This window comes from Flavobacterium sp. UBA4197, assembly GCF_002379575.1.
Lineage (GTDB): Bacteria > Bacteroidota > Bacteroidia > Flavobacteriales > Flavobacteriaceae > Flavobacterium > Flavobacterium inviolabile.
This window is the reverse complement of sequence record NZ_DFUB01000033.1, coordinates 260813-285486: the sequence shown is the minus strand read 5'-3', so window position 1 is coordinate 285486 and position 24674 is coordinate 260813. Positions and strand designations below refer to the sequence as shown.

Below are 24674 nucleotides of genomic sequence, written 5' to 3'. Positions count from 1 at the left end.
CAGGAAGCGGTTCTACTCGTAAGTCCATAGCTGTTACGCTAAAGCAATGCGTGGTGGTGTTTTCTACACGTACAAAAATGGTTTGTACTGTAGGTACCTGATTGGTATACAACAATGGCAATTCGGTACCGGCTACTCCTGCCTGAGCATCTGCCTGGCTGAAATAGAACGTTACATTCAATCCTGTTGTGGTTCCGATGATTTCCGGAATCTTAGTCGATAAATCGAATTCTTCGTGTAACGGTAGTCCGGTATAGTCACATAATGAGTAAGCTGGCACCGGCATTGGCACAACCGGTAATGGGTTAACCATTAGTTTGAATGCAACAACATCAAAACAGCCGGTTGTGTTATGCGTGACACGAACATAAATAACCTGTGGATTCGTAATGTTGGTATAGCTGAATATGTTATTGATTATATTGATTCCTGCCTGTGCATCATTCAGGTTCACATGATAGCTAAGCGTATGGTTGGCCGGATTTAATGTCCCTAAAATTTCGGATGCTTTAACGGTAAGGTCAAAAGCGGCAAAACCATCGGCTGTACTGTCATCACAAATCACTAACGGTGTTGGTGTCACGGCTTCCGGTGTTTCATGTACGATTAACTGTAGTTGTACCGTATTGGTACAGCTGGTTAAGGTATAACTAACGTTTACATAAAGCGTTTGTGTCCACGGATTGATATTGGTATAAGGGCTTTGAAGAGCATTCAGTCCCAATTGCGCATCTTCCGGTGTTTCGTGGAAGGTCACCGAAACGCCGGGCGGAATAGTTCCTCCGGCTATTACTGCTGCAACACCGTTTAAGTCGAACGGACCGAATCCGTCATTATTGGGATCGCAATATTCCAGAGGCTGCGGGGTTACTGCAAGCGGTCCCTGAATGATATTCAGTTCCAAGGTGGTGGTTGCAAAACATCCGGTTACCGGATTTTTAACACGAACAAATATGGTCGCCGGTCCGCTGGTATACGGTATCGGTAACGGATTCAGTCCGGTATTAGCATCTCCCTGCGTTAAGTGATAGCTCACCTGCAAACCGGCAACACCACCCGTTACAAGCGGATTGTTTAACGCCAGGTCAAATGCCGCCGTAGTAGTTGTTCCGTTACTACAGGCATTCATTGGATTTAATGGCATAATGACCGGTGACGGATTTACAATTAACTGGAAAGAGCCCACGCTTATACATCCGGTTGTATTTCTCAACTGATACCAGATGGTCTGCGGGTTCCCCGTATTGGTAAACGCTGTTGCCGGAACAATCGGAGCCGTTCCGGACTGGGCATCTGCCTGGCTGATATAATACGACACCGAAACGCCGGTCTGGCCGTTGATTAACTGGGTGTTTTTAACCGTCAGATCAAATATTTCAAAACCATCGCCCGGTACACTTGTTTCGCATACTTCATAGTTTGTCACATCCGGATTGAGTGCCGGACGTGCAATTACCTTTAACAATAAGGTTGTAAAGGAAGCACACTGATTGGCTCCGCCATTAACAACCCTGATATACAAGGTTTGAGTCACCGGGTTAATGTTGGTATATAAAGGTCCTTTTGGGTTGGTTCCCGCATTGGCATCGGCCTGCGTTTCATGAAAAGTTACCGTATAGGCCGGATTGCCGCCGGTAATTTCATTGATCCTGGTTGTCAGGTCAAAAACTGCAAACGCATTAGTACTGTTGTTGCTGCACACTTCAAAAGCTGCCGGCGTATTGATAACTGGTGCCTGAATAACGTTTACCGTATGGGCAGCTGTTAACGGCTGGCTACAGGACGGTGTACCGGCAGAAGCGACAGCAACCAGGGTGTATGTACTTGAATTCGTTAAGACTGGTGTTGTTGCTGTAGCTGTTCCCGTTCCGTTTAACGTTATAAACTCATTTGGGTTAGCATCAACAGTATAGGTAACGGTTGCGCCGGGCGTTCCGCTAAAAGTAATCGTTGCCGTGGTACCGGAACAAACCGAGGCTGTTCCTGTTATTACAGCTGTAGGCAGCGACGTGGTTGTAATGGTCACAGATCCCGTTTGAGGCTGGCTGCAAGCCGGTGTTCCGGTTGTCGCAGCACTAACCAGGTTGTAGGTTCCTGCCGTTCCGCTGGTAAGCGTGGCGGTTCCCGCAGCATCCAGTACAATTTGCTGGTTTGCCCCTCCGTTAAAAGTATAAGTAACCGTAGCGTTAGGTGTTCCGTTAAAGGTAATTGTTGCAGCGTCGCCCGAACATATAGTGGCTGTTCCGGATATCGTTGCTACCGGCAGCGGACTAACGGTTACGGTTACAGAAGCGTTCAATGCCTGCGAGCAGAGCATCGTTCCGTTATTATCGATGATCTTAATATAACTTAATGTATAAGTTGTGTCGGCTGTTAGTGCCTGTGTCAGCGTAAATGTTCCGGCAGCATTTAAAACTGCTGTCTGAACTGTACCGCCGTTAATCGTATATTCAATAGTTCCATCCGGAGTTCCGGTAAAAGTAACCGTTGCATTTTCACCGGCACATATAGCCGTTGGCGTAACACTTAAATTAGCCGTAGGAACCGGATAAACAATCAGTTTAAAATCCGTGATACTGTAGCATCCGGAAGTAGTATTCGTTACTCTCGCATAAATTATCTGGGGATTAACTGTATTGGCTATAATATTAGCCAATGGTGCAATACCATCGTTTGCGTTGGCAAGCGTTGTATGAAAAGTTATCGTGTTATTGGCAAGATCCGGATTGATCTGGCTTCTTACACTATTCAGGTCAAAAAGACCGATATTCGGGGTTGCACTACACACTTTTAAATCGGCAATAGTATTGGCAACCGGCGGCGGTGCAAAAGCGCCTCCGTTCTGAGTCGCCGTTCCGATCCATTCCAGGTCAAATCCGCCATCGCCTTCCGGCCGGTCAATTGCAATATAATAGGATTGTCCCGGCGTTACATTTAACCAGCGGACATAACCGTTACCATTAGCACCCGGGCCTGTTTGCGTCAGGGTTGTTGCCCCGTTCATTCCCGTATGATTATTGGTCATTCCTGCCAGTTGCGGATTAGTGGTTGCACAGCGTATCGGGCTGCCCAGACTCGAACAGGTTCTGTTTGGCCCGTAAACCCAGAAATCGTAATCCACAACAATATTGGTATCATTAGGTATAATGTTAAAACCCAATGTTCCCGCCTGAACCACATTGATTTTTAACCAAATCGAATTGTGTTCCGCTCCTCCACAACCGGAAACTTCCTGGACCGCTCCAATACCGCTGGCATTGGAACTAAAAGTACCATTACCGCAAACCGTAATGGCATTGACGCAATCGTTAGGCTGGTTTTGAGCAATCGCCACATTTGAGAAAATTACGGCTAACAATGCTAATAGAAATTTCTTCATTTATCAGTTTTTTATTGATGAACAATAGCCAACCCCAACTGTATGCATCAAGGTTAGCTATTGTTTTTTTATTGAAACCGATCTAATATCTCTTATGAAAATCGCGAACTATCTGTTGTTAACTTCCAAAAAACCATGAGACTGTTTTGTATTCCCAACTTTCAATAAGAGATGATTCAGATCTATTTTTTAATGATTACAAATTCAGAACGTCTGTTTTGAGAGTGTTCTTCTTCTGTACAGTTCGTACAATTGATTTTAAGCTCCGAACTTCCATATCCTTTTCCGGAAATACGGTCTTTTTCAATGCCTTTCGAGATCAGGTATTGTACGGTTGCCTGTGCTCTTTGTTCGGACAATTTCAGGTTGTAAGCGGCACTACCTTTGGAATCGGTATGTGATTTTACCATGATTACCATTGCCGGATGATCTTTCATCACCTTAACCAGTTTGTTCAGCTCATTCGCCCCCTGCTCTGTAATATTGCTTTTGTTGAAATCGAAATACACCGGATTCAGCAATACTTCCTTATCGGTAATGATCACTTCTACCGGTACTAATGGTGTTTCGACCATCATTTCACCCGATTTTATTTTCTGAACCGGGAAGGTTCCGGCTTCAAAATTAGGGGCTGTTGCCTGGAACACATAAGCCGTTTCGCAGTCCACATTATAACTTACTTTTCCTTCGGCATTGGTTTGTTTGGTTGCAATGATATTTCCTTTAGCATCCAGTATAGCCACCGAAGCATTGGTTAACAGTGCTCCTGTTTTTTTATTGGTCACCAAAGCAATCGCTTCTGCCGAACAAACCGGTGTAGCCATATAAATAGCATCCGAACCGTCACGGTTAGAAGAAAAGTAACCGATGTTCAGGGTTTTGTTAAAGCTGAAAGAGAAATCATCTTTTTCACTGTTTACCGGTTTTCCAACATTTTGGGCTGTTTCGGAAGTTCCTAAATCAATTTTAAAGACATCCAATCCGCCAAATCCCTGTTTTCCGGAAGAAGCAAAATATAAGATATTATCGTCCGTGATAAACGGAAAGTTCTCTTTTCCGGGTGTATTTACCGCAGCGCCCAGGTTTTGCGGCTTGCCATATCCTGTTGGTTCTACCGACACTTTCCAGATATCCGATTCTCCTAAACCACCCGGCATATTGGAAGCAAAATACAAGGTCTTACCGTCTTTACTCAAACTCGGATTGGTTATCGAATAGGCCGTACTGTTTATCGGAAGGGCTTCAATCTGTCCCCATTTTCCATCTGTTTTTGTGGCTTTATACAAACCCTGCTGCCCTACTTTGGTATTGCTGTTCTTGCTTCTTTCATATTGTCCGGCACTATGACCGTCGCGGGCAAAAAACATGGTTTTACCATCATTGCTAATGGTTACCGGACCATCGTGGAAAGGAGTATTCAGCTCATCAACCGGTTTGGGTTCTGTAAACGTTCCGTCTTCATTTCGGGTTGCCTGAAAAATATCCAGGTACGGCTGATTCGCCCATTTATCCGTTTTCTTAGCGGTATTTCGGGTACTGGTAAAATAAAGTGTTTTGTCATTGGTGAGTACCGCTCCAAAATCGCTTTGTCCTTTACTGTTTATATTCGTAGCCGCCACATCAAACATTTTTGTACGGTTGGTCAGGCTGGGAATATAATTGGGATTTGCTTTGTGTTCTTTTGCTCTGACATCATTTGGCATCAAACGGGCAAAAGCATCCATTTGTTTATTGGCATCCTGGTATTTCCCCAATGCTTTCAGCGTTTGTGCATAACGGTAGTAGGTTTCTGCCGCAGCTTTGCCTTCCGTCGCTTTGGCATACCATTTGGCCGCTTCGCTCATGTTGAATACATTGTAGTAACTGTCTGCCAGCTGAGTATAGACATATTCATTAGCATTTTTACTTTCCGCTAATTTCAAATATTCCTCAATAGCCCCCACATACTGGTAGCTTTCAAAAAGCTGGTCTGCCTTTTCTGTCGCTTTGTTTTGTCCGTAACCTGCTGTTAGCAGTAGCATTAAGCCTAATGTTATATACTGTTTTTTCATTTTATATCCTTTGGTTTAGAAATATCTTGGTGAAAGTGATACTTTTTTCGGGAAGTTCAAATCAAATAACAACATAAATTCATGTGAAGCCGGCGTTGTTACCTTTAAGTCTGAAACAATATGGTCATAAGCGTATCCGATTTTGATGTTGGGTGTAATGGCATAATTCACCATTCCGCCAAAGGAATCATCCAGTCGGTACGTTGCTCCCAGTTCGAACTTATCAAAAAATAAAACATTTGCTGACAAATCTAATGAGGTTGGTGCCTGAAATGCCGACTTTACCATAAAAGAGGGCTTAAATTTCATATTATCGGTCAGGTTAAACACATATCCCCCTGTTAAGAAATAGTGCTGTGTTTCGCTTCCGAAATTGTATTCCTGTCCGTTTTGGGTAACATCCAGATGTGTTTTTTTCAACATGCTGGGTACTGAAAAGGCCAGGTAATAGTGCTGCGTATAATAAAAGACCCCGGTACCCACATTAAAATAGGTATTGCTGGTATCTTCCCGGAAGGCAACATCACCCGGCTGCGGTACAAATCCGTTACCTATTTCCGAGAACAATCCGATTTTCTGGAATGTCGCCCCGGCTTTAAGTCCAAGTGCCAAACGGTGTTCGCCACCTAAATTTAACGTATAGGAGAAATCGGCATAGACATTATTTTCTTCCACCGGACCAATTTTATCGGAAACGGCAGATAACCCTAATCCAACATTTTTTCCAACCGGACTGTGCAGGGATAAGGTCGCTGTTTTAGGAGCTCCCTGTATGTCAACCCACTGCTGTCTGTATAATAATCCTCCGGATAAACTCTCTTTGGATCCTGCATAAGCCGGATTCATGACATTCATATTATACATATATTGTGTATAATGCGGATCTTGCTGTGCTTTGACCTCTAAAGCAACCATAACTATTAGCAAAGCTGCAAAATATAGTTTTTTCATATTCGGCTATTTATTACTTTTAAAAATACAGTCTGCCTGAAAACAAACAGACTGCATTTTAATTTATTGATTAGTGTTCTCTGTTTATATATACCCAACCGGTTACAGTTGTTCCGTTTTCTTTATGAATCGCATAGAAATACGTTCCGTCTGGTAACTCGTTTCCATTGCCGGACACACCATTCCATTGGTTGGTATAGTTTCCTTTGAAAGAATACACTTCTGTACCGTAACGGTTGAAAATGGAAAGTTCTCTCACTCCTAATCCTGTCAGATCAAAGGCATCGTTTGCTCCGTCATTGTTTGGAGAAATACCTTTAGGGATCATTTTACAAGGATTATTGGTTACCGTAAATGGTGCCGAACCGCTACAGTTTCCGGAAAGTACCGTAACACTAAAGCTCAATGGTAAACCAGCTGTCGGGTTTTGTGCCAGATACTGATCTACATTAAATGTTTCGGCATTGGTACCTACCGTAATGTTATTCTGATCTTTCCAGATATAACTCACCGTATCAGGGTTGTAAGAACCGTTTACCGGAACCGCTTTCAATACTAATGTTTCCGATTCGCAGGCACTTTCAACTGCTACTGCAACAGACTGGGAAATAGTGATCGTGAAAATATCCGATCCACCCGTATTACACGTTGCCGCATCCTGCTGTACCAAATAGGTAATGGTATAGGTTCCCGGTGTGCTTCCTGCAATATTGATTTCTCCTGTAGTACCATTGATCGTCAAACCTGTTCCGGCACTGAAAGTACCTCCCTGTGTAAATCCTGATGCTGTCACAGGGAAAGCATTCGGACTGCCGGCACAATAAGTATTGTCATACGTAAAGGCCGTTACCGGGTTTACTCCTGTGGTTAACACTATCGTTGCCGTATAGCTGTCGCCGCCAATACAGTTTGCCTGATCAGCAGTTACAACATATTGCACCTGGTGTGTTCCGGCAGTAGCCGTTGCTAAATCAATAGCTCCTGTAGCTGCATTAACCGTTACCGTCGCCGAGCTGAATACTCCGCCGGTTGTAAAGCCTGCCGGTAATACCGGTAAAGGATTTACCGTTGCATTTACACAGGTTGTTGCATAACTGAACGTTACATTTGGTGCTGTTAGCGGTGTCACGGTGATCACAACCGAGTCTGATACCGCCTGGCTGCACGCTAATGCTCCGGAAGCCGTTACATTTACAATAGTATAGGTACCCGCATTTCCGGTTACAATAGTCGCATTTCCGGCAGCATCCAATACAATCGTTTGGTTGGCACCGCCATTTACGTTGTAGGTCACTACAGCATTTGGTGTACCGGTAAACGTAATCGTTGTTGTGCTTCCGGAGCAAATGGTAGCCGTTCCGGAAATCGTAGCGGTTGGTAATGCAGCTACTGTAATCACAGCCGAACCGGTTACCGCTGCCGTACAGGACGAAGCCGCAGAAGTAGCCCCTACCAATTCAAAAGTAGTGGTTGCCGTAATCGCAGCCGTGTTCAATACAGCCGTTCCGGTTGCATCTAAAACAACAGTTTGCTGTGCACCGCCATTTACCGTATAGGTTACTGTGGCATTTGGCGTACCGGTAATCGTGATTGCAGCCGTATCACCGGAGCAGATCGTTGTACTGCCCGATATTGCTGCGGTTGGCAATGCCAATACGTTCACTGTTGCCGAAGCGGTCAGGTTTTGCATACAGGCATTGGTACCGGTTTCGGTAACACTTACCAAAGTGTACACACTGTTCACTGTTAAGGCAGGAGTTGTAACGGTAGCAACACCATTAGTGTCTAACGTTACCGTTTGGTTCGCACCACCGTCCACAGTATATGTAATAACCGCATTTGGTGTACCGTTAAAAGTAACGGTAGCCGTCGTTCCGGAACAAACCGGAGCCGGAGCAGTTATCGTAGCAACAGGTAAAGCATTTACCTGAACAACAATTTCTGTTCTTGGTCCTACACATCCGTTAGTATCGGTAAGGCTCACATAGTAAGAAGTATTTCCTACAGTAGTTGTAACCGGTACCGGAGCAACAGGATTTCCTGTTCCGCCCACAGCATCTGTATACCATAATAAGGTATGGTTTGCCGGTGGTGTAGCGGTTAAGGCTGTCGCTGTCGCATTCTGGCAATAAACAACCGGAGTGGTTACTACCGGTGCATCGCTGATTCCTTCATAGGTAATCGCGATCGATTTTTCACAATAACGTGTTCTCCAATAGAATGTATAAACACCCGGTGTTGTAAATCCGGAAATCGCTGTTGTTTTGTTATTTGGTGTGGCAATAACCGTAGTAGCCGGATTATTCGCAGCGGCTACCCATTGCCCTACACCTTCTGCTTCAACAGTTGTGGTATTCTGACTACAGTTTAAAGTGTGAGCCGCTGTTTTAATAGCCACATTCGCTTTAAAATTAGCCTCATCTAAAAGGTTTCCGATTATATTTTCTTTGGATCTGAAAATAAAACGGGTAACGTTCTGACCTGCCGGAACTGCGTATGATCCGGTATTCAGGTGCCAGATAGGCCCCGGTGAAGCCGATTCCAGTACTAACGTGAATGGTCCTGCCGGCGGTCCTGCAAATAATTGTAGTGAACTACCGTTGCTGGATCTGGCTGCATGTGCAAAACTATAATCCATCTGGGTAATTTCGGACGTATCAAATTCTTTATATATTCCTTTGATGTTTGGATCGTTAGGATTCCAGTCTTCTTCCGGATCACTCAATATCTGGATACATTGTCCTCCGGAATAAGGTCCTAAATTAATTGCATTTAATGCTTCTGTAAAGAAAATGGCACTCCAGGTATCTAAATTAACCCTCCATCCCGGTACAACATATTGCGTACCGATGGTCGTAACTCCGGTAACCGTTTGCATAGGCGGGAATTCAAAACCATGGTTCACCGCGTTTATATCACATAAATCCACCGGTGTTTTAACACACACATTGAATTTTCGGGTACTTGGAATAGTACTGTTCAGGGTAAGGCGTACTTTATAGGTTTCTCCAACAACTAATTCAGACATATACATTGCCACAATTACGTTGTTATTGCTGCATGCTTTTTCTTCCAGTACACCGTTTGTGCCTACTTTATAAAGCGTCATCGTCATGTTCGGATACGGCTCATCTCCGGATGATTGGTAGAAGTTACCGGTAAATCCGTTTGCTTCGATAATATGAACTTTTGATGTGGCATCAAATTCAAACCAGATATCACCACCATTGATACCACCACAGCTCATTGGTGTTGCCGATGCCGTAGCCCCGTTAAAGGTTACATCGCTGGCTGAGGTATTACATTCTTCATTCGGGTTAACCGGGATTCTGATTGCCGTTGACGGTTCATCATTTCTGATGAATACTTTTGGTCCGGACCAGTAGCTTTTGTTCGTTGCACTACAGATAGCACGCACAAAATATTCGAATGTTGTTGCGGTCTGCGAGTTGAAATCTGCCGGTTGCGGTACATAAGAAGTCGTGTTAACAATAGTTCCCGATTGCGGCAATGTTCCGTTGCCAACCGGTTGTATAAATACTTCCCATTGTGTTTCTGTTCCGCCTGCTGTCCAGGAAAACTCTGATTGCGCATTTACCTGTAAGTTTGTCGGCTGCGGACAGGTAACAGGTCCGCAAATGGAAAGTCCGGTGTATAAGGTTGTTCTTGGTGTTCCAAGTCCCATCGGGCTTGCCCAAACCACCGTTCCGGAAGCATCTTTAACCTGAACCTGTGCATTAGGATATTGTCCCGGTGCGGTTCCGATAGAGTCCCAGAATAAAGAGTACTCCACTCCGGTACACAACAGTAGCGTATATTCTGCCGGTGGTGGTACCGTATTAAAAGGTCCTGTAGGGAATTCCAGCGTTTGCACCAACATTCCGTTTTGCATTACATTGATTCCGCCACCCACGCCAAAGGAATTACCACTGGATAAAACAATAGTATATTCACACAGGTTTTCGAAACTACATTTGGTCGTGAACTCAAACGGTCCAACCCATTCGCTTTGCTGTGAACCACTACAAAGTGCTCTCACATAGTACTGGTATTTTAATGCCGGTGTTAAATTGGTAATTGTATACGGGTTGGTTCCTGCCGTATGCAGGTATTGCGGTAAAGTGTTCCCCACCGGAGCCGGAGTTCCATAAGGCTGTACCGATATTTCCCACGGAGCTGTAGTTCCGTTTGCATCCCATGAAATTTGCGCTTCCGTATCGGTTACGTTTTGCGCCACTAAATTGGATGGCTGTGGACAAGCCGGAATATCTTCAATTACCACATTGTCGATAAACAATAACTGCCCTCTGTAAGGACCGGTACTTTGATAAAACGGTACATGGAACGCAATATTAATATTCCCGGTAATTCCTGCCGGAAGGTTAATTATTTTTTCCTTGTATTCCACATTGTTGATCAATACAGGATCTGTAGCAGAATCGTATAAAATAGTCGTAAACTGATCCAGTGCGATACCGTTAGTCGATAAACGTACTTTTAAGTCTTCGGTAAAGAAGCTGTCGTTTACACGGTAGTAATAACGTAATCTTTGATTGGCTGCCACGTTAATCGTTGGCGAGATCAGCCAGTCTTCATTCTGACCGTTGCTTCCGGTAAACATACCGGCCATCTGGTCTCCTTCATACGGATTAACCGTTACATTCATGTTCCATTTGTTAGAATCGTTGTTGTTGTTCACAATTCTCCAGCAATCTTCTGTTTGAGAATTACTGTTGAACGTTTCTGTAAATGGCGCATTAATAGGGTTACATAAAGTTCTGAAAGTAAATGGCCCTATCCAGTCACTGTAAACACCGCTGCCGCAGGAAGCTCTCACGTAATATTCATAGATCGTATTCGGCAATAGGGTATTTGGTGTATACGTACTGCTGCTCACCGGTGTAACGGTCGCATTAGTTGTACCGGCGATCTGGATTTTTACTTCCCAGGCAGATTCGGCATAACCCGGAACCCATGATAAGGCAGCAGAATCCTCTGTAATATCAGCCGCTGTTAAGTTAGACGGATTCGGACATGCCGGAGCATCTTCAATTACTACATCATCAAGATTTAATGTAGAAGCTGTAGCCGGTGAACTTAATTCCGGCGGTACGCGGAAAGCGATATATACCGGTCCGTTAGCCGTGAAATACAGGGATTTTTCCTGGTATACCGTATTGGTAAATTCCATTAAAGGCGAGATAACGGTAAAGCTTGACGGGTTCGTATCGGTAGTAGAAATCAATACTTCGATACCGTGTCTTGGATTTATCGTGAATGGCGTAGCCAAAGCTCTGTATTTAAACGAAAGTTTTTTGTTTCCGGACACATTAATTGCCGGAGTAATCAACCAGTCATTAAAAGAGCTTGGTCCCATAAAACCTCTTTGTATTCTTGCTTCTGTTGTGCCTATTGTCCATTGTGCGCCATCATTGTTGGCATTATTGGTAGACCAGCAGAATTTTTTAGTGGTAGGATCCGTATCGTTAAAACTTTCCGAGAACGGTGTCGGGAAAGTGATACAGGCAGTTGTAAAATCGAACGGCCCGATCCAGTTACTGGTTTGTGTAGCCGAACAGTAGGCTCTCACATAATATTCATAATGTGTAGCCGGATTTAACAAGGTTGCCAGATAAGGATTCGAGTTAACAAGTACTCCTGAACCTGTAGGAACTCCAGTTCCGTATGGCTGAACCGATACCTGCCACTGTGTTTCGGTATCTCCGTTTGTCCAGGATAATAACGCCTGGTTTTCCGTGATATTCTGAGCGGTAGGGCTCAACGGATCCGGACATACCGGTTTGTCTTCAATAAAAACATCATCAATAGAAATTCTTGTTGCCGTATGGCCGGTTGCCGGGCTAACAACAAAAGCAATATTAACCGGTCCTGTAATCGAAGTCGGAATATTGATGATTTTTTCCTGCCAGGTTGTATTGGTAATCTGTGTATCCGGAGCCAGCTCAATCGTAAAGTTCTGTGCCCCTATTCCCGTTGTGGAAATACGAATAGCATAACTGGATACCCCGCCAACAACCTGATGTTTGTAACGCAGTCTTTTTGGCACTCCGCTCAGATTTACCTGAGGCGATGCAAACATATCGTTGTTATAGTTCTGGTATGTACTGGTCTGCATCGTGGCATAACCGCCCAGATAAGACCATGTCTGTCCGTCGCCGTTAACGTCAACTGCCGTCCAGCAAGGTGTAGGCACAGTAGCCGATGCTCCTGTGAACTGCGTGGAATATGGTGTTGAAAATACCGGACACTGGGTTGTAAATTTATAAGGCAATCCCCAGCTTCCCGGAATATTATTACAAACCGATCTTACATACAGGTCATACGAAGTACCCGGAGCCAATCCGGTATTGATCACATTGTTAAGATTTGTCGTTGTTGGCGTACCGGCTCCAGCAGGAGCGCCCGATCCGGTTGGTACTGCTTTGTATTCCCAGGCAGTGGCAAAACCACCAACGTTATCCCAGGAAAACGATACACTGTTTTGCAACAAATCCTTGTAGGTATAGTTTGCCGGCGGCGCACAATTACCACCTTCCACTTTTAGTGTAAAACAGATACTTGCCGTAGCCAGTAAATTAGACGATACCACAATTACATACGTGTGGCCTGCCTGAACAAATAAGTTCTGGATTCGCTTTGGAACGTTTGCCGCTGAGGTGCTCACACCTGCAATACAGGAAACACCAACATTGGCACAGCTGTCGTAAACAAAAACTCCTGTTGAGTTATTGTAACACCCTGTTCCGCCCAGCGTGGTCTGTGTTATCGTGATCAGCCCGTTTGCTGTGGGTGTATAGGTTAAAAACGCTTTGGCACCTGCCAGGTAATTCCCGGTTACTGCCGGGGATAAACATCCTGTTCCCTGGTTCGGATAGGTTACTGCCGCGTTTTCATACAAGTTCAGATTGGTCGATAGCGTAAACGGCTGTGTTGTCACATCCGGAATAACGATTGGCGTTGAACAGGATAATCCTAAAATCGATGTTTTAAAAGGAAATGGTCCTGCCCATTCACTCGTAGGAACGGAACCACCGCATAGTGTTTTGATATACACATCATAAAACGTATTGGCAGCCAGTGAACCGGCCGGATAGGAATTGGCAACAACCGTTCCGTTTGCTGCCGGAGCCGTACCCTGCGGTACTACCTGAACTTCAAAAGAAGTAGCCGACGGATGTGTCCATGATAAATTCGCACTGTTAGCCGTAATGTTGCTAACGGTAAAATTAGGCTGTGTTACTTTTAAACAAGATTCCACAACCCTTACATTGTCTACAAACCAGGAATCGCCCGAAGGAGCAGCGCCTGTTTGGGTATTAACGGCAACAAATGCAACATAAAAATTAAGATTCGACGGCAGATCGGCCGGAATCGGAACCACCTTTTCCTCATAAGCAGTTGGTGAACCCGAATTCAGTTCGGCTTCCGTCCAGGATTTTAATACCACGGTAAATCCGTTGATATCCGGCTGTGTGGCAGTAGAAAGCCTTAGCTGGTAAATCGTACCGTTATTGGTGGCACTCCCCTGTTTGGTAAAAAACCGGATTTCTCCGTTTGGTATGGGTGTTACCGATGGTGTAACTAAAAAGTATTCTGCCGTATTACCCGCTCCGATGTTCACGGAAGCCGGATTAATATAAGCAGCATTACCTCCCAGGTAACCATCATTAGAAATGTCCCAAAGAAGTGTCGGGCCCGGCGTTTGGAATTTTTTCCAGGTAGCCGGAATTCCTCCTTCAAAATTTTCAGTGCTCAGCTGACTGTAACCTGAAACAGAAAATAAAAAAAGAAGAAAAGTCAAAATCTTCCCTTTTATTTTTTTGTGCAATAAGCATTCATGAAATCCTGATAAGAAATCAAGAAAGCCAATCCACAAAAAACCTAAAGTAGTTAATTGTAATTTTTTTTGCATTTTCATTACTTGTTAGTTAATAGTTTTGCAATAAAAATAATTACACTAATGCTACTATAATAGGATAAGGCTTTGTGGTTTACTGAATTTTTAAAGCTGAAAAACAACTTTAAACACCTAAAAAACAATTACTTAAATAAAAAATTAACTTTTTATTTACATTAGTTTAAAGGTTTTTCATTTTGTAAGCTTTTGATTACATTATTAAGTCTATCGATACTTGTTTTGGATTTTTTCGCGGCAATAATGAAGCCAATTACAGCCAGAACAGCAATAACAAAAAGGCAAATAAAACCGTAGATAAATTTGGGAATAGCATTTTTAAGCTTAATTTTTTCCTCTTTCTCAATCTCATTTAACGAATCACTTATAGACTTTCTTTCTCTTTCTTTCACCTTGGTTTGCACCTGCAGATATTTTGAACGGTAGTTTTTATAGGTACTCCATTCGTTAACGGCGAGGTAGTTTTCAGACAAACCTTTGTATATTTCCTGATTCAGTACCAGGTCTTCCACATTGCCCGAAATTTTGAGTGCCTGTTCCAGTGTTGCAATAGCTTCCTGATATTTACCTTCCAGTGTGTACACCTGTGCCAGCCCTTTTAAAGCAAATCCCTGAAGGCTGTAGGCATCTACCTGTTTTGCCAAAGCACTCGATTCTTCAAAGCTCTTTATTGCTGCTTCGTTATCGGACATGAGTATATAGCAATTACCTTTGTTGTATTTGGCAATACTGATTTTACTGGCGCCGCCCATCTGGTCAGTGCCTTGCAGGATCTCGTGAATACCTTTGTCAAAAAAGGTTATCGCGATATCACAGTTTAGTTTTTCTTTATAGATAAACCCTCTCACAATATAATTAATCCCGAGATTGATCCTGACCGAATCGCGCACCGGATATTCGAAGCTTAACTGTTCTGCCTGATCCAGATACTGGATGGCTTTATCGTAAATTTTTAGCTGGTGGTACTGGATTCCGGCTTTATTGATAATCAGAATCTTAAGCAGCTTGTCGCTGGATTGCGGCAACAGCTGGTTCGCTTTGATCACATATTCCAAAGACTTTTCATAATCCCGTTTGGAGGAATAAGCATCGGAAATGAGCTTATAACCGCGTATTTTGGTATTGATATCATTCCCGGCTTTGCTCACAACCTCTTTTCCGGCTGCGATTGCCTTATCCGGATTGCCGTATATTTCCAGGCTGCTTGCCCGGATCAGGCTGTCAAAGTTTTTACCCGACTGGGCAGATAAACCTACACCAATCAAAAGAAAGAATACGGCAAGTAAAGTACTGTTTCGTTTCATAGCGGTACTATTGTGAATTACTAACTTCCATTTCGCTTTTTAAAAGCTCAATGAACGTTATCGGTGCAATTCCGGTTATCGATTTAAATACGGTAGCAAAGCTGCTATGGGACGAAAAGCCACTGTTTTCCGCCAGGTAACTGATCTTATAGTTTCTGAAATTGGGGTCGGATTTTAGTTTTTCCACGATATAGTTGATCCGCAGTTTGTTGATATACGTATTGAAATTTACATCATAGTGCTTGTTGATTATTTCCGATAAGTATTTTGTATTGGTTTCAAACTGTCCTGCCAGTACGGCCAGCGACATATCGTTGTTGGTAAACTTCGTTGAACTTTCAAAGCGCTTTAGCTTGTTTAGCAAAGCCTGTTCCGTTTCCAGCGGAATATTGCTCTTTTTACTGACTTCTTTGACCTCTTTCTTTTCAGTAAAGCGGATAATCAGGTTATTACGGGTAATTTCCAGGTAGTTGATAATTTCTTTCAGTCTTTTCTTTTTCCATTGAAATTTAAACCAGAACAAACCGCAAACGAGTATGACCACAAATGTCAGTCCCAACGCAATATAGAATACCGTGCTATACCATTGTTTCTTAACCTTATAAATGTTTTCATAATCCTGTGTGATCAGGTTATAAGCCGTATTTACCGATTCCTGTTCTATCGTTTCCACTTCGGCATTGGCTTTCAGAAAATTGGTATTGTAAAACTTATAATTCGTTTTATCATTCAGCGCCAGGTAATTAATCGCTATCTGTTTGTTGATGCTTTCCGTTAGGTATACATTTTCAAACGGCTGGGCTTTCTGCCCGGCACTCAAAAGGGCTTTAAGGGCTTTCTGGTGGTCTTTCTGATGAAAATAAACAGAGGCAATTCCGCTTAAAGCATATACTTCGGCATAATTGTTTTTGATACTTGTCTTCTTTAATAAATCAAGTACTTTCTCAAAGTAAAAACGGCCTTTTTCGTAATCATTTAAGCCGCAGTATGCTCTTCCTTTGGTGATCATAAACCACAGGTACATCGTTGGAAATTCCCGTATGGTATTTTCAAAAGAAGCACCCTGCTTTTCAATAAACTGTGCCGCTTCTTCATATTTTTCCCGATCCAGGTACATCAGGGATTTATCCAGCGTCAGTAAGGATTTTGCATAGGCTTTATCGTTCCGGTCACTGATCTTTAAAGCCTGTTTTTCGGCTACATCAAAGTATTTTTTGGATTGGTCGTCAAAATATAACGCTCTTAAAATTATCGATTTGGTTACCGGAACCTCAATCATATCCCTGTTATCCAGGTCAAAAGGATTCCTGTCTGCTTCAAACAAATAGGTCAGCGCATTGTTATAATCGCCTTTCACTTCATAAATCCTTGCCAGTAAGAAGTTGACTTTAGCCTTTTCTTTACTGGACGTTACCCGCTTGAGCAGGTGCAGTCCCACTTTCAAAGCCTCGTTGGGTTTTGAATAGATCAACTCTTCCGATTCTCTAAACAAAAGTTCCTGTTTAGACATAGTTTGTGCTACAATAGAATGGTATGGTAATCCTAATGTAAAAATGAGTAGCATTACATAATAAAATTGAACATTGCTATACTTCATTTGCTCTTTTCCCTTATTATACATGAGTTACAAATGTACCGATTATGTGAACAATGGCAATAGGCTTTGACGGTTAAAACAATATAACGCAGATATTGTTTTTTTAAAACTTAATGGTAAAATATCACAAAAATGTAACACAAAAAACAGGCAGAAAAGGATGTTTTTAAGCAGTGTAAACCTATTCTTAATAAAAAAAACAGCCATACGGCTGTTTGCTGAAAGGAAACCGGACAACAATGTTAAGCATTGTCAATCAGAATCTGGTATTTTCTCCCGATGGGTACTATTCTGTCATCGGTTAAGGTCAGGTTGTGTTTGGTATTGCCGTGCATGTGGCTTCTGTTTACAATGTGTGAACGGTGTACCTGGATAAAATTCTCATCCAGATTTTCTTTGATTTCGATCAGACTGCCGTAAACCACCACCGGAATCACACCGGATTGAAGGTATATTTTGAGGTAATTGCCCACACTTTCAATACAGACAATATCGTCTAAAAGCACGTCCATCATTTCCCCGTTTACCTTTAGCTGTATGTTGCTTTTAATGGTGTTTTTACTGTTCCGGGCTTCACAAAACAATTTGGCTTTTGCTACTGCTTTCATAAAAAGCGACAGCGAAATTGGTTTTAGCAGGTAATCCACAGCATCATGCTGGTACGATTTCAGGGCAAAATCGGAATAGGCAGTGGTAACAATCGTAACCGGCCGCTGCGGCATTGTTTCCATCAGCTCGATACCACTCACCAAAGGCATGTTGATATCCAAAAAGATGATATCGTACTCCTGCTTCCTGATGAAATTCATTGCCTCATTTCCATTATAGGCACTATCGCAATATTCCAGTTCCTTACAATGCGAAATATGCGACCTGATGACTTTGTGAGCTGGCTTTTCGTCATCAACAACTAAGCATTTATATTTAGCTTCCATAATTGTAATTCTAATTTAAAAATTCCGCTAATATCCTTATCAATAGTAATTTTATGCTTCACGAACGATACGATCAGCCTCCTTCTCAGGTTTTCCAGTCCGAGGCCGGTACTCTCTAAAAACGAACCTTCTTTCAAACAATTGTTCTCAATGGTAAAAATAAGGTGGTCGTCCTTAAAGCTCCAGTTTATATCCACATAAGGGCTTTCGCATTCCAGTGAAAACTTAACCGCATTTTCAATCAGCGTCATGAAAACCAGCGGCAGGATATAAAAATCCTCATAGCTCCCTTGCCACTCCTGTGTTACTTTTAAATTGTGGCTTTTATACTGGTGATAACCAATGTATTTGTTTACAAAATCAATTTCTTCCGTCAGGGAAACATATTCTTTTTTGGTGGCTTCAATCTGGTAGCGCAGCAAGCCGGAAAGTTTCAGAATTTTATCAGCAACCGTTTCCGGTTCGGCCAGTGCGTCGCCATACAGGTTGTTCATTGCATTGAGTAAAAAGTGCGGGTTGAGCTGCTGCTTTAAAAAAGTGAGCTCTGCCTGTGAGTTTAAAAGCTTTTTCTGTGTCCTGAAAACATTTTGTATGACCCATAAATGGATAAAATAAATACCGGAACCGATAAAAACCATAAAAAGTGTTCCCAATATCTCATTAAAAAGAGAGGTAAACTCCCCCATATACCGCATAAAAGTTACCTGAACAATAATGTAAAAGCACCAGAAAGCAAGGAAAAACCTAAAAAAAGTAAAATATTTTTTCTCCAAAAGAAATTTTCTTACAAGAATTACGTTACTAAAGAGCACAGCCGAATAAATGGCTGATAATATTACGATTAGTTCGACCAGAATTCTTTCTGAAGTCTTTTCCGGTTTCTTTTCGACGTATTCGTTAAAGAAAAAAAGGAAAAAAAGCAGTAGGTAAAAAGTGGTATTTCGAACCCAGAAGTTCTCATAAGTAAGGCGTGGTCTCATGAGGGCAAATTTAAAGTAATCAAAATGCTTTCAGCAAATTAGAGGTTGTTTTTTATACCAACGCCATTTGTATAATAAATCAATATTTTAAATAAATTTTAACTTAATTTTTCCTTCACAGAATATCTTTGCAAAAGTTTTAATCATCAACACTATCAAAAAACGAAAGTTACAAAAAATGAACATTAAAATTATTATCAGCCTACTGCTACTCTCCACGAGTTATCTGTTTTCTCAGGAGAAAGTGACCTTAAGCGGTACCATTTCGGATACCAGGAACAACGAAACACTTATTGGTGTTACTATCTACATCAAAAGCCTGCAAACCGGTACAACTACAAACGAATATGGATTTTATTCCATTACCGTTCCCAAAGGGACCTACAACGTTCAGATTAATTACATCGGCTACCAGAGTATCGAACAGACAATAGACCTGAATCAGAACACCCGGAAAAACTTTTCACTGGGCGAAAATTCACAGGATCTGCAGGAAGTCGTGATTACCGAAAACAAGAAGAAAGTCGATATCCGGCGTCCGGAAATGAGCGTGAACAAACTCACGATCAAGGAGATCAAAAAAATGCCGGTTGTTTTAGGGGAAACGGACGTATTGAAATCCATACTAACCCTGCCCGGTGTAACCAATGCCGGTGAAGGGGCGTCCGGATTTAACGTTCGTGGCGGTGCTGCCGATCAGAACCTGATTTTACTGGATGAAGCTACCATTTACAATTCTTCCCACCTTTTCGGATTCTTTTCCGTTTTTAACTCCGATGCGATAAAGGATTTAAAGCTGTATAAAGGCGGTATTCCGGCGCGTTTCGGAGGCCGTTTGTCTTCCGTACTGGACATTTACCAGAAAGAAGGAAACAGTAAGGAGTTTCACATGAATGGCGGAATCGGTCTGATTTCGAGCCGTTTGCTTGCCGAAGGCCCTATTTCTAAAGACAAAGGTTCTTTCCTTGTTGCCGGAAGAAGCTCGTATGCACATTTGTTCCTGAAATTAACCGACAACAAAAACTCGGCTTACTTTTATGATCTGAATACCAAACTGAGCTACAAATTAAACGACAACAACAACCTTTACCTGTCCGGCTATTTTGGCCGTGATGTGTTCAGCCTGAACGACAGCTTTGAAAATACCTACGGTAATACCGTTGTGAATTTAAGATGGAACCACCTGTTTTCAAACAAGTTATTCTCCAATATGTCCCTGATTTACAGTGACTATTATTATGGCTTAACACTTGATTTTGCAGGCTTTAACTGGGATTCCGGTATTAAGAACTACAATTTCAAATATGATCTGAAACACTACGTTTCCGATAAAATGCAGTTAAGCTACGGATTGAATACCATTTATTATGACTTTAATCCGGGAACCATTAAACCGAATAAACCGAATTCCGGTATCAATGCGGATCAATTGGATAAAAAATATGCTTTTGAGCCTTCCTTATATATCGATGCCGAACAAAAAGTAACCGAAAACCTTTCCATTAATTATGGTTTGCGTTACTCCATGTTTTACAGATTGGGAGCACAGACCATTAACAAATATCAAAACGACCAGGCTGTAGTTTTTAACAACGATATTAAAATCTATGAAAAAGCTACGCCTATCGGAACAGAATATTACAGAAGCAATAAAACCATTGCCAGCTTTAACAATCTTGAACCGCGTTTATCGGTTGCCTATGCTTTAAACGACGATCAGTCGGTAAAAGCGAGTTACAACCGTATGAGCCAGTACCTGCACCTGATTTCCAATACGGCTTCGCCAACACCACTGGATGTCTGGGCACCAAGTGACAATTTCCTGAAACCGCAAATTCTGGATCAGTTTGCTGTGGGGTACTTTAAAAATTTCAGTGACGACAAATATTCCCTGGAATTAGAAACGTTCTATAAAAAAATCAAAAACCGTGTGGACTATATTGACGGTGCCGACTTAATTGCGAATAATGCCATTGAGCAGGTTATCTTACCCGGACGTGCCCGTGCTTACGGTTTAGAAGTTCTGCTTCGCAAAAATACCGGAAAATTAACCGGATGGGTTTCCTATACCCTATCCCGATCAGAACAGCAGACACCGGGAAGAACACCGGACGAATTGGGGATCAACAACAGTGACTGGTACCGTACCGGTTATGACAAAACCCATAATTTATCGGTAACGGGAAGTTATGCCTATAATGAAAAATGGACTTTTGGAGGAATCTTTGCGTTACAATCCGGACAGCCGGTAACCTACCCGAACGGTCAGTACCAATATCAGGGAATTTCTGTGCCAAGCTATGGCGGAAGAAACGACAACAGTCTGCCGTTGTACCACCATCTGGATGTTTCGGCTACCTATGTGCCAAAACCGGATAAGAAAAAAGGCTGGCAGGGAGAATGGGTTTTCAGTATTTACAACCTTTACAGCCGTAAAAATGCCGCTTCCATTTCCTTCCGTCAAAATGAAGATACCGGACGAAATGAAGCCTTACGACTATCCATTTTTGGAATGGTGCCATCCGTAACGTACAACTTTAAATTCTAAATTGATTATTAAGACATTATAAAAGAATCAGATCATGAAAACAATATTCAAATATTTATCGGTACTTTTTATCTGCGCACTGAGCAGCAGCTGCGAAGATGTCGTGGATGTAAAACTGGATACGGCACCGCCGCGCCTGGTGGTAGATGCAGCCATTAACTGGATTAAAGGTACTCCGGGTGACGTTCAGAAAATCACGCTGACCACTACTACCGATTATTACAGCAATACCATCCCGAAAGTATCCGGGGCTACGGTTTATATTACCAACAGTGCCAATACTGTTTTTGATTTTATCGAAACCGTGAGCGGTAGCGGGGAATACATCTGTAACAACTTCCAGCCGGTTATTAACGAAACCTATACGCTGACTATCGTTTCCCAGGGCGTGACCTATAAAGCCACCGAAACGCTAAAAGGGGTACCCGACATTTTATATGTGGAACAGAATAACAATGGCGGTTTTACCGGGAAAGATATCGAGCTGAAAACATTTTACGATGATCCGGCAAATGAAGACAACTATTATTTATTCCGTTATATACGCAACAGCACTTTGGCAAAATTTGATGTTTCCGACGACCGTTTCGTTCAGGGAAACAGAACTTTCGACCTGTACATACATGAAGATATGGCAGCGAATGACAATGTTAATATCCGCCTGATGGGTATTTCAAAACAGTATTTCAACTATATGAGCATTTTAATCAGTGTTGCCAACGGCGGCGGCGGCGGTCCGTTTCAGACACCTCCGGCAACCGTTCGCGGAAACGTGATCAACCAGAACAACCTGGCTAATTATCCGCTGGGCTATTTCAGCCTCTCGGAAGTATCCGAACTGGATTATACGGTAGAATAAACCTGAAAAGACAACTTTTAAAAGTTGTCTTTTTTGTTTTAAAATCATTCCTTACTTTTGAACGAATCCAAAAGAAAGAAAATGTCTTCACACCATATTGTCCGCGATGATCAGGAACCCGCTTTAATAATTGCCAACGGAGCACCCTGTGATGCAGAATTGCTGGGACAGCTATTAGAATGGTCACCTTTGGTGATTGTTCTGGATTCGGCTATGGAGCGCGTGGCAAAGCTGGGTATTAAGGTGGATGTATTGCTGGGAGATTTTGACCGTGATTTTGATACGGAATACTATAAGCAGATTCAATATCCCATCGAGATTGTCCACACGCCGGATCAGGAAAAAACCGATCTGGAAAAGGCTTTCGATTACCTTATCGAACGAAAAATTCCTGCCGTAAACGTCGTTTGGGCAACCGGCAAAAGAGCCGATCACACGATTACGAATATTACCAATATCGTTCAGTACCGCAATCGGTTAAAAATCGTGATCCTCGATGACCATTCAAAGATATTCCTGTTACCTAATAAATTTGAAAAATGGTACCCGGCCGATACGATTATTTCCCTTATTCCTATCGGCAATGTAAACGGTATCCATTCCAAAAACCTTTTTTATCCATTGCAGGGCGATAGCCTGACCATTGGTTACCGCACCGGAAGCAGCAATCATGTGGTGCTGGACGGTATCGTAACGATTGAGCATCAGGAAGGTGACCTGCTGCTAATGGAATGTTTTGACTAAATTGTTTTTTGAAAATACCGTTTTTTAACATCCTTTTTAAAAAAGTAGAAAAAAACGCGGAAAATAATGAAACAAAAAGTTATTTTAGACTACTCATATTTAAAACCACAATCATAACAGCATGAAAAAAATAATTCTTTGCAGTTTGGCACTGTCCTTATTTATGGGAAGTTGTTCTTCCCAAAAAGGATCTTCTAAAGATTATGTTTCCAAATACATTGGCACAATCAATCAAGAAGAATTAAAAAAGCACCTGTATATCGTTGCTTCCGATGAAATGGAAGGAAGAAATACGGGAGAACCGGGACAGAAGAAAGCCGGAGAATATATTATTTCGGAATATAAAAAAATGGGAATCTCCTATCCGAAAGGAGCCGATAGTTTTTACCAGAAAGTACCCTCAGAATTTATGGTTCGTGCTTTCAGTCCGAAGCTGAACGATTCCGAAAACATCTGGGCGTACATTGAAGGTTCGGAAAAACCGGATGAGGTATTGGTCATTTCGGCACATTATGACCATGTGGGCATGAAAAACGGTGAGATCTATAACGGTGCAGATGATGACGGTTCCGGAACTGTTGCGCTGTTAGAAATCGCTCAGGCGTTTATGGATGCTAAAAAAGCCGGACACGGACCAAAACGTTCGATACTGTTTTTACACGTAACCGGTGAAGAACACGGTTTACACGGTTCAAGATATTATTCCGAACATCCTTTGTTCCCTTTAAAAAATACTATTGCCGATATCAATATCGACATGATCGGCCGACGTGATCCGGCACATAAAGACAATGGTAATTATGTGTATGTTATCGGATCGGATCGTTTGAGTACCGATTTGCACAATATCAACGAAGAAGCCAATAAAAAATATGTCAACCTTTTATTAGACTATAAATACAACGACCGCAACGATCCGGAGAAAATCTACTATCGTTCCGATCACTATAACTTTGCAAAACACGGAATTCCGGCGATTTTCTTCTTCAACGGAGTGCATGAAGATTACCACCAGCCGGGCGATACACCGGATAAAATCGAATATGATTTACTGGAAAAAAGAGCCAGACTGGCTTTTGCCACCGCCTGGGAACTGGCAAACCGTCCAAACCGTCCGGTTGTAGACAAAAACGGAGAATAATAAAAAAAGCCTCAGTACTGAGGCTTTTTTTATTCGGTATATTTTTCAATGTTAAATCCGGCACTTTTCACCTGTTCCATCAGCGTGCTTTCCGGAACATCGCTGGTAACGGTTAATATTTTCTTAGGGTTTTCCGTTTCCACTTTCCAGTTGTTCTCACCTACTAACGGGTCTAATACCGGGGTTACTTTCTGAACACATCCGGAACAGTTGATATTGGTTTTGAATTTCATCGTTTCCATTTTGATA

At 42.4% G+C, this 24674-nt stretch carries 12 protein-coding genes and 1 pseudogene; 4 read left to right on the top strand and 9 right to left on the bottom strand.

Translation table 11 applies throughout. From position 1 onward, the window contains the following. The 8 genes and pseudogenes from B3394_RS17985 to B3394_RS17950 all read right to left on the bottom strand — a co-directional run. A pseudogene (locus tag B3394_RS17985) lies at positions 1-3379 on the bottom strand (hypothetical protein); the annotation flags it as partial. 182 nt (positions 3380-3561) lie between these two features. After that, a complete protein-coding gene (locus tag B3394_RS17980) occupies positions 3562-5430 on the bottom strand; it encodes an OmpA family protein (protein WP_286928338.1) in 1869 nt (622 codons plus the stop codon). 15 nt (positions 5431-5445) lie between these two features. Next, positions 5446-6381: a PorP/SprF family type IX secretion system membrane protein gene (locus tag B3394_RS17975; RefSeq protein WP_177734234.1), complete on the bottom strand. Its 936-nt coding sequence runs from the start codon at positions 6379-6381 to the stop codon at positions 5446-5448. Between the two features lie 70 nt (positions 6382-6451). Beyond that, a complete protein-coding gene (locus tag B3394_RS17970; RefSeq protein WP_286928328.1) occupies positions 6452-14203 on the bottom strand; it encodes a choice-of-anchor J domain-containing protein in 7752 nt (2583 codons plus the stop codon). 272 nt (positions 14204-14475) lie between these two features. Further along, positions 14476-15621: a tetratricopeptide repeat protein gene (locus tag B3394_RS17965; protein ID WP_273244950.1), complete on the bottom strand. Its 1146-nt coding sequence runs from the start codon at positions 15619-15621 to the stop codon at positions 14476-14478. Between the two features lie 7 nt (positions 15622-15628). After that, positions 15629-17131 (bottom strand): helix-turn-helix domain-containing protein, encoded by a 1503-nt coding sequence (locus B3394_RS17960; protein ID WP_286928323.1) that lies wholly within the window; start codon positions 17129-17131, stop codon positions 15629-15631. A gap of 329 nt (positions 17132-17460) precedes the next feature. Beyond that, on the bottom strand, positions 17461-18153 hold the full coding sequence (locus B3394_RS17955; protein WP_286928311.1) for a LytR/AlgR family response regulator transcription factor: 693 nt from the start codon (positions 18151-18153) through the stop codon (positions 17461-17463). Beyond that, positions 18129-19133, bottom strand: coding sequence for a sensor histidine kinase (locus tag B3394_RS17950; protein WP_177734229.1), 1005 nt, complete (start codon positions 19131-19133; stop codon positions 18129-18131). Before B3394_RS17950 ends, B3394_RS17955 begins: the two co-directional genes overlap by 25 nt. Before the next feature lie 178 nt (positions 19134-19311). Between B3394_RS17950 and B3394_RS17945 the strand changes: the two genes are divergently transcribed. From B3394_RS17945 to B3394_RS17930, 4 genes are all read left to right on the top strand, one after another. After that, positions 19312-21681, top strand: a complete 2370-nt coding sequence (locus B3394_RS17945; protein WP_286928309.1) for a TonB-dependent receptor — start codon at positions 19312-19314, stop codon at positions 21679-21681. A 34-nt stretch (positions 21682-21715) separates the two neighbouring features. Beyond that, positions 21716-22540 (top strand): DUF4249 domain-containing protein, encoded by an 825-nt coding sequence (locus tag B3394_RS17940; protein ID WP_286928304.1) that lies wholly within the window; start codon positions 21716-21718, stop codon positions 22538-22540. Between the two features lie 81 nt (positions 22541-22621). Continuing rightward, entirely contained in the window at positions 22622-23284 is a 663-nt protein-coding gene (locus tag B3394_RS17935; protein ID WP_286928293.1) for a thiamine diphosphokinase, read from the top strand. A gap of 121 nt (positions 23285-23405) precedes the next feature. Next, a complete protein-coding gene (locus tag B3394_RS17930) occupies positions 23406-24425 on the top strand; it encodes a M28 family metallopeptidase (RefSeq protein WP_286928287.1) in 1020 nt (339 codons plus the stop codon). A gap of 29 nt (positions 24426-24454) precedes the next feature. On the opposite strand, the gene B3394_RS17925 is transcribed toward B3394_RS17930, so the two are convergent. Then, the gene (locus B3394_RS17925) at positions 24455-24667 is read right to left on the bottom strand and encodes a heavy-metal-associated domain-containing protein (RefSeq protein WP_177734222.1); all 213 of its coding nucleotides are present in this window, start codon (positions 24665-24667) and stop codon (positions 24455-24457) included. Between the last annotated feature and the right edge of the window lie 7 nt (positions 24668-24674).

What these genes read in the sequence shown, in the direction of transcription:
- B3394_RS17980 (WP_286928338.1), bottom strand. Translation starts at nt 5,430, where the DNA reads ATGAAAAAACAGTATATAACATTAGGCTTAATGCTACTGCTAACAGCA.
- B3394_RS17975 (WP_177734234.1), bottom strand. Translation starts at nt 6,381, where the DNA reads ATGAAAAAACTATATTTTGCAGCTTTGCTAATAGTTATGGTTGCTTTA.
- B3394_RS17965 (WP_273244950.1), bottom strand. Translation starts at nt 15,621, where the DNA reads ATGAAACGAAACAGTACTTTACTTGCCGTATTCTTTCTTTTGATTGGT.
- B3394_RS17960 (WP_286928323.1), bottom strand. Translation starts at nt 17,131, where the DNA reads ATGTCTAAACAGGAACTTTTGTTTAGAGAATCGGAAGAGTTGATCTAT.
- B3394_RS17955 (WP_286928311.1), bottom strand. Translation starts at nt 18,153, where the DNA reads ATGGAAGCTAAATATAAATGCTTAGTTGTTGATGACGAAAAGCCAGCT.
- B3394_RS17950 (WP_177734229.1), bottom strand. Translation starts at nt 19,133, where the DNA reads ATGAGACCACGCCTTACTTATGAGAACTTCTGGGTTCGAAATACCACT.
- B3394_RS17945 (WP_286928309.1), top strand. Translation starts at nt 19,312, where the DNA reads ATGAACATTAAAATTATTATCAGCCTACTGCTACTCTCCACGAGTTAT.
- B3394_RS17940 (WP_286928304.1), top strand. Translation starts at nt 21,716, where the DNA reads ATGAAAACAATATTCAAATATTTATCGGTACTTTTTATCTGCGCACTG.
- B3394_RS17935 (WP_286928293.1), top strand. Translation starts at nt 22,622, where the DNA reads ATGTCTTCACACCATATTGTCCGCGATGATCAGGAACCCGCTTTAATA.
- B3394_RS17930 (WP_286928287.1), top strand. Translation starts at nt 23,406, where the DNA reads ATGAAAAAAATAATTCTTTGCAGTTTGGCACTGTCCTTATTTATGGGA.
- B3394_RS17925 (WP_177734222.1), bottom strand. Translation starts at nt 24,667, where the DNA reads ATGGAAACGATGAAATTCAAAACCAATATCAACTGTTCCGGATGTGTT.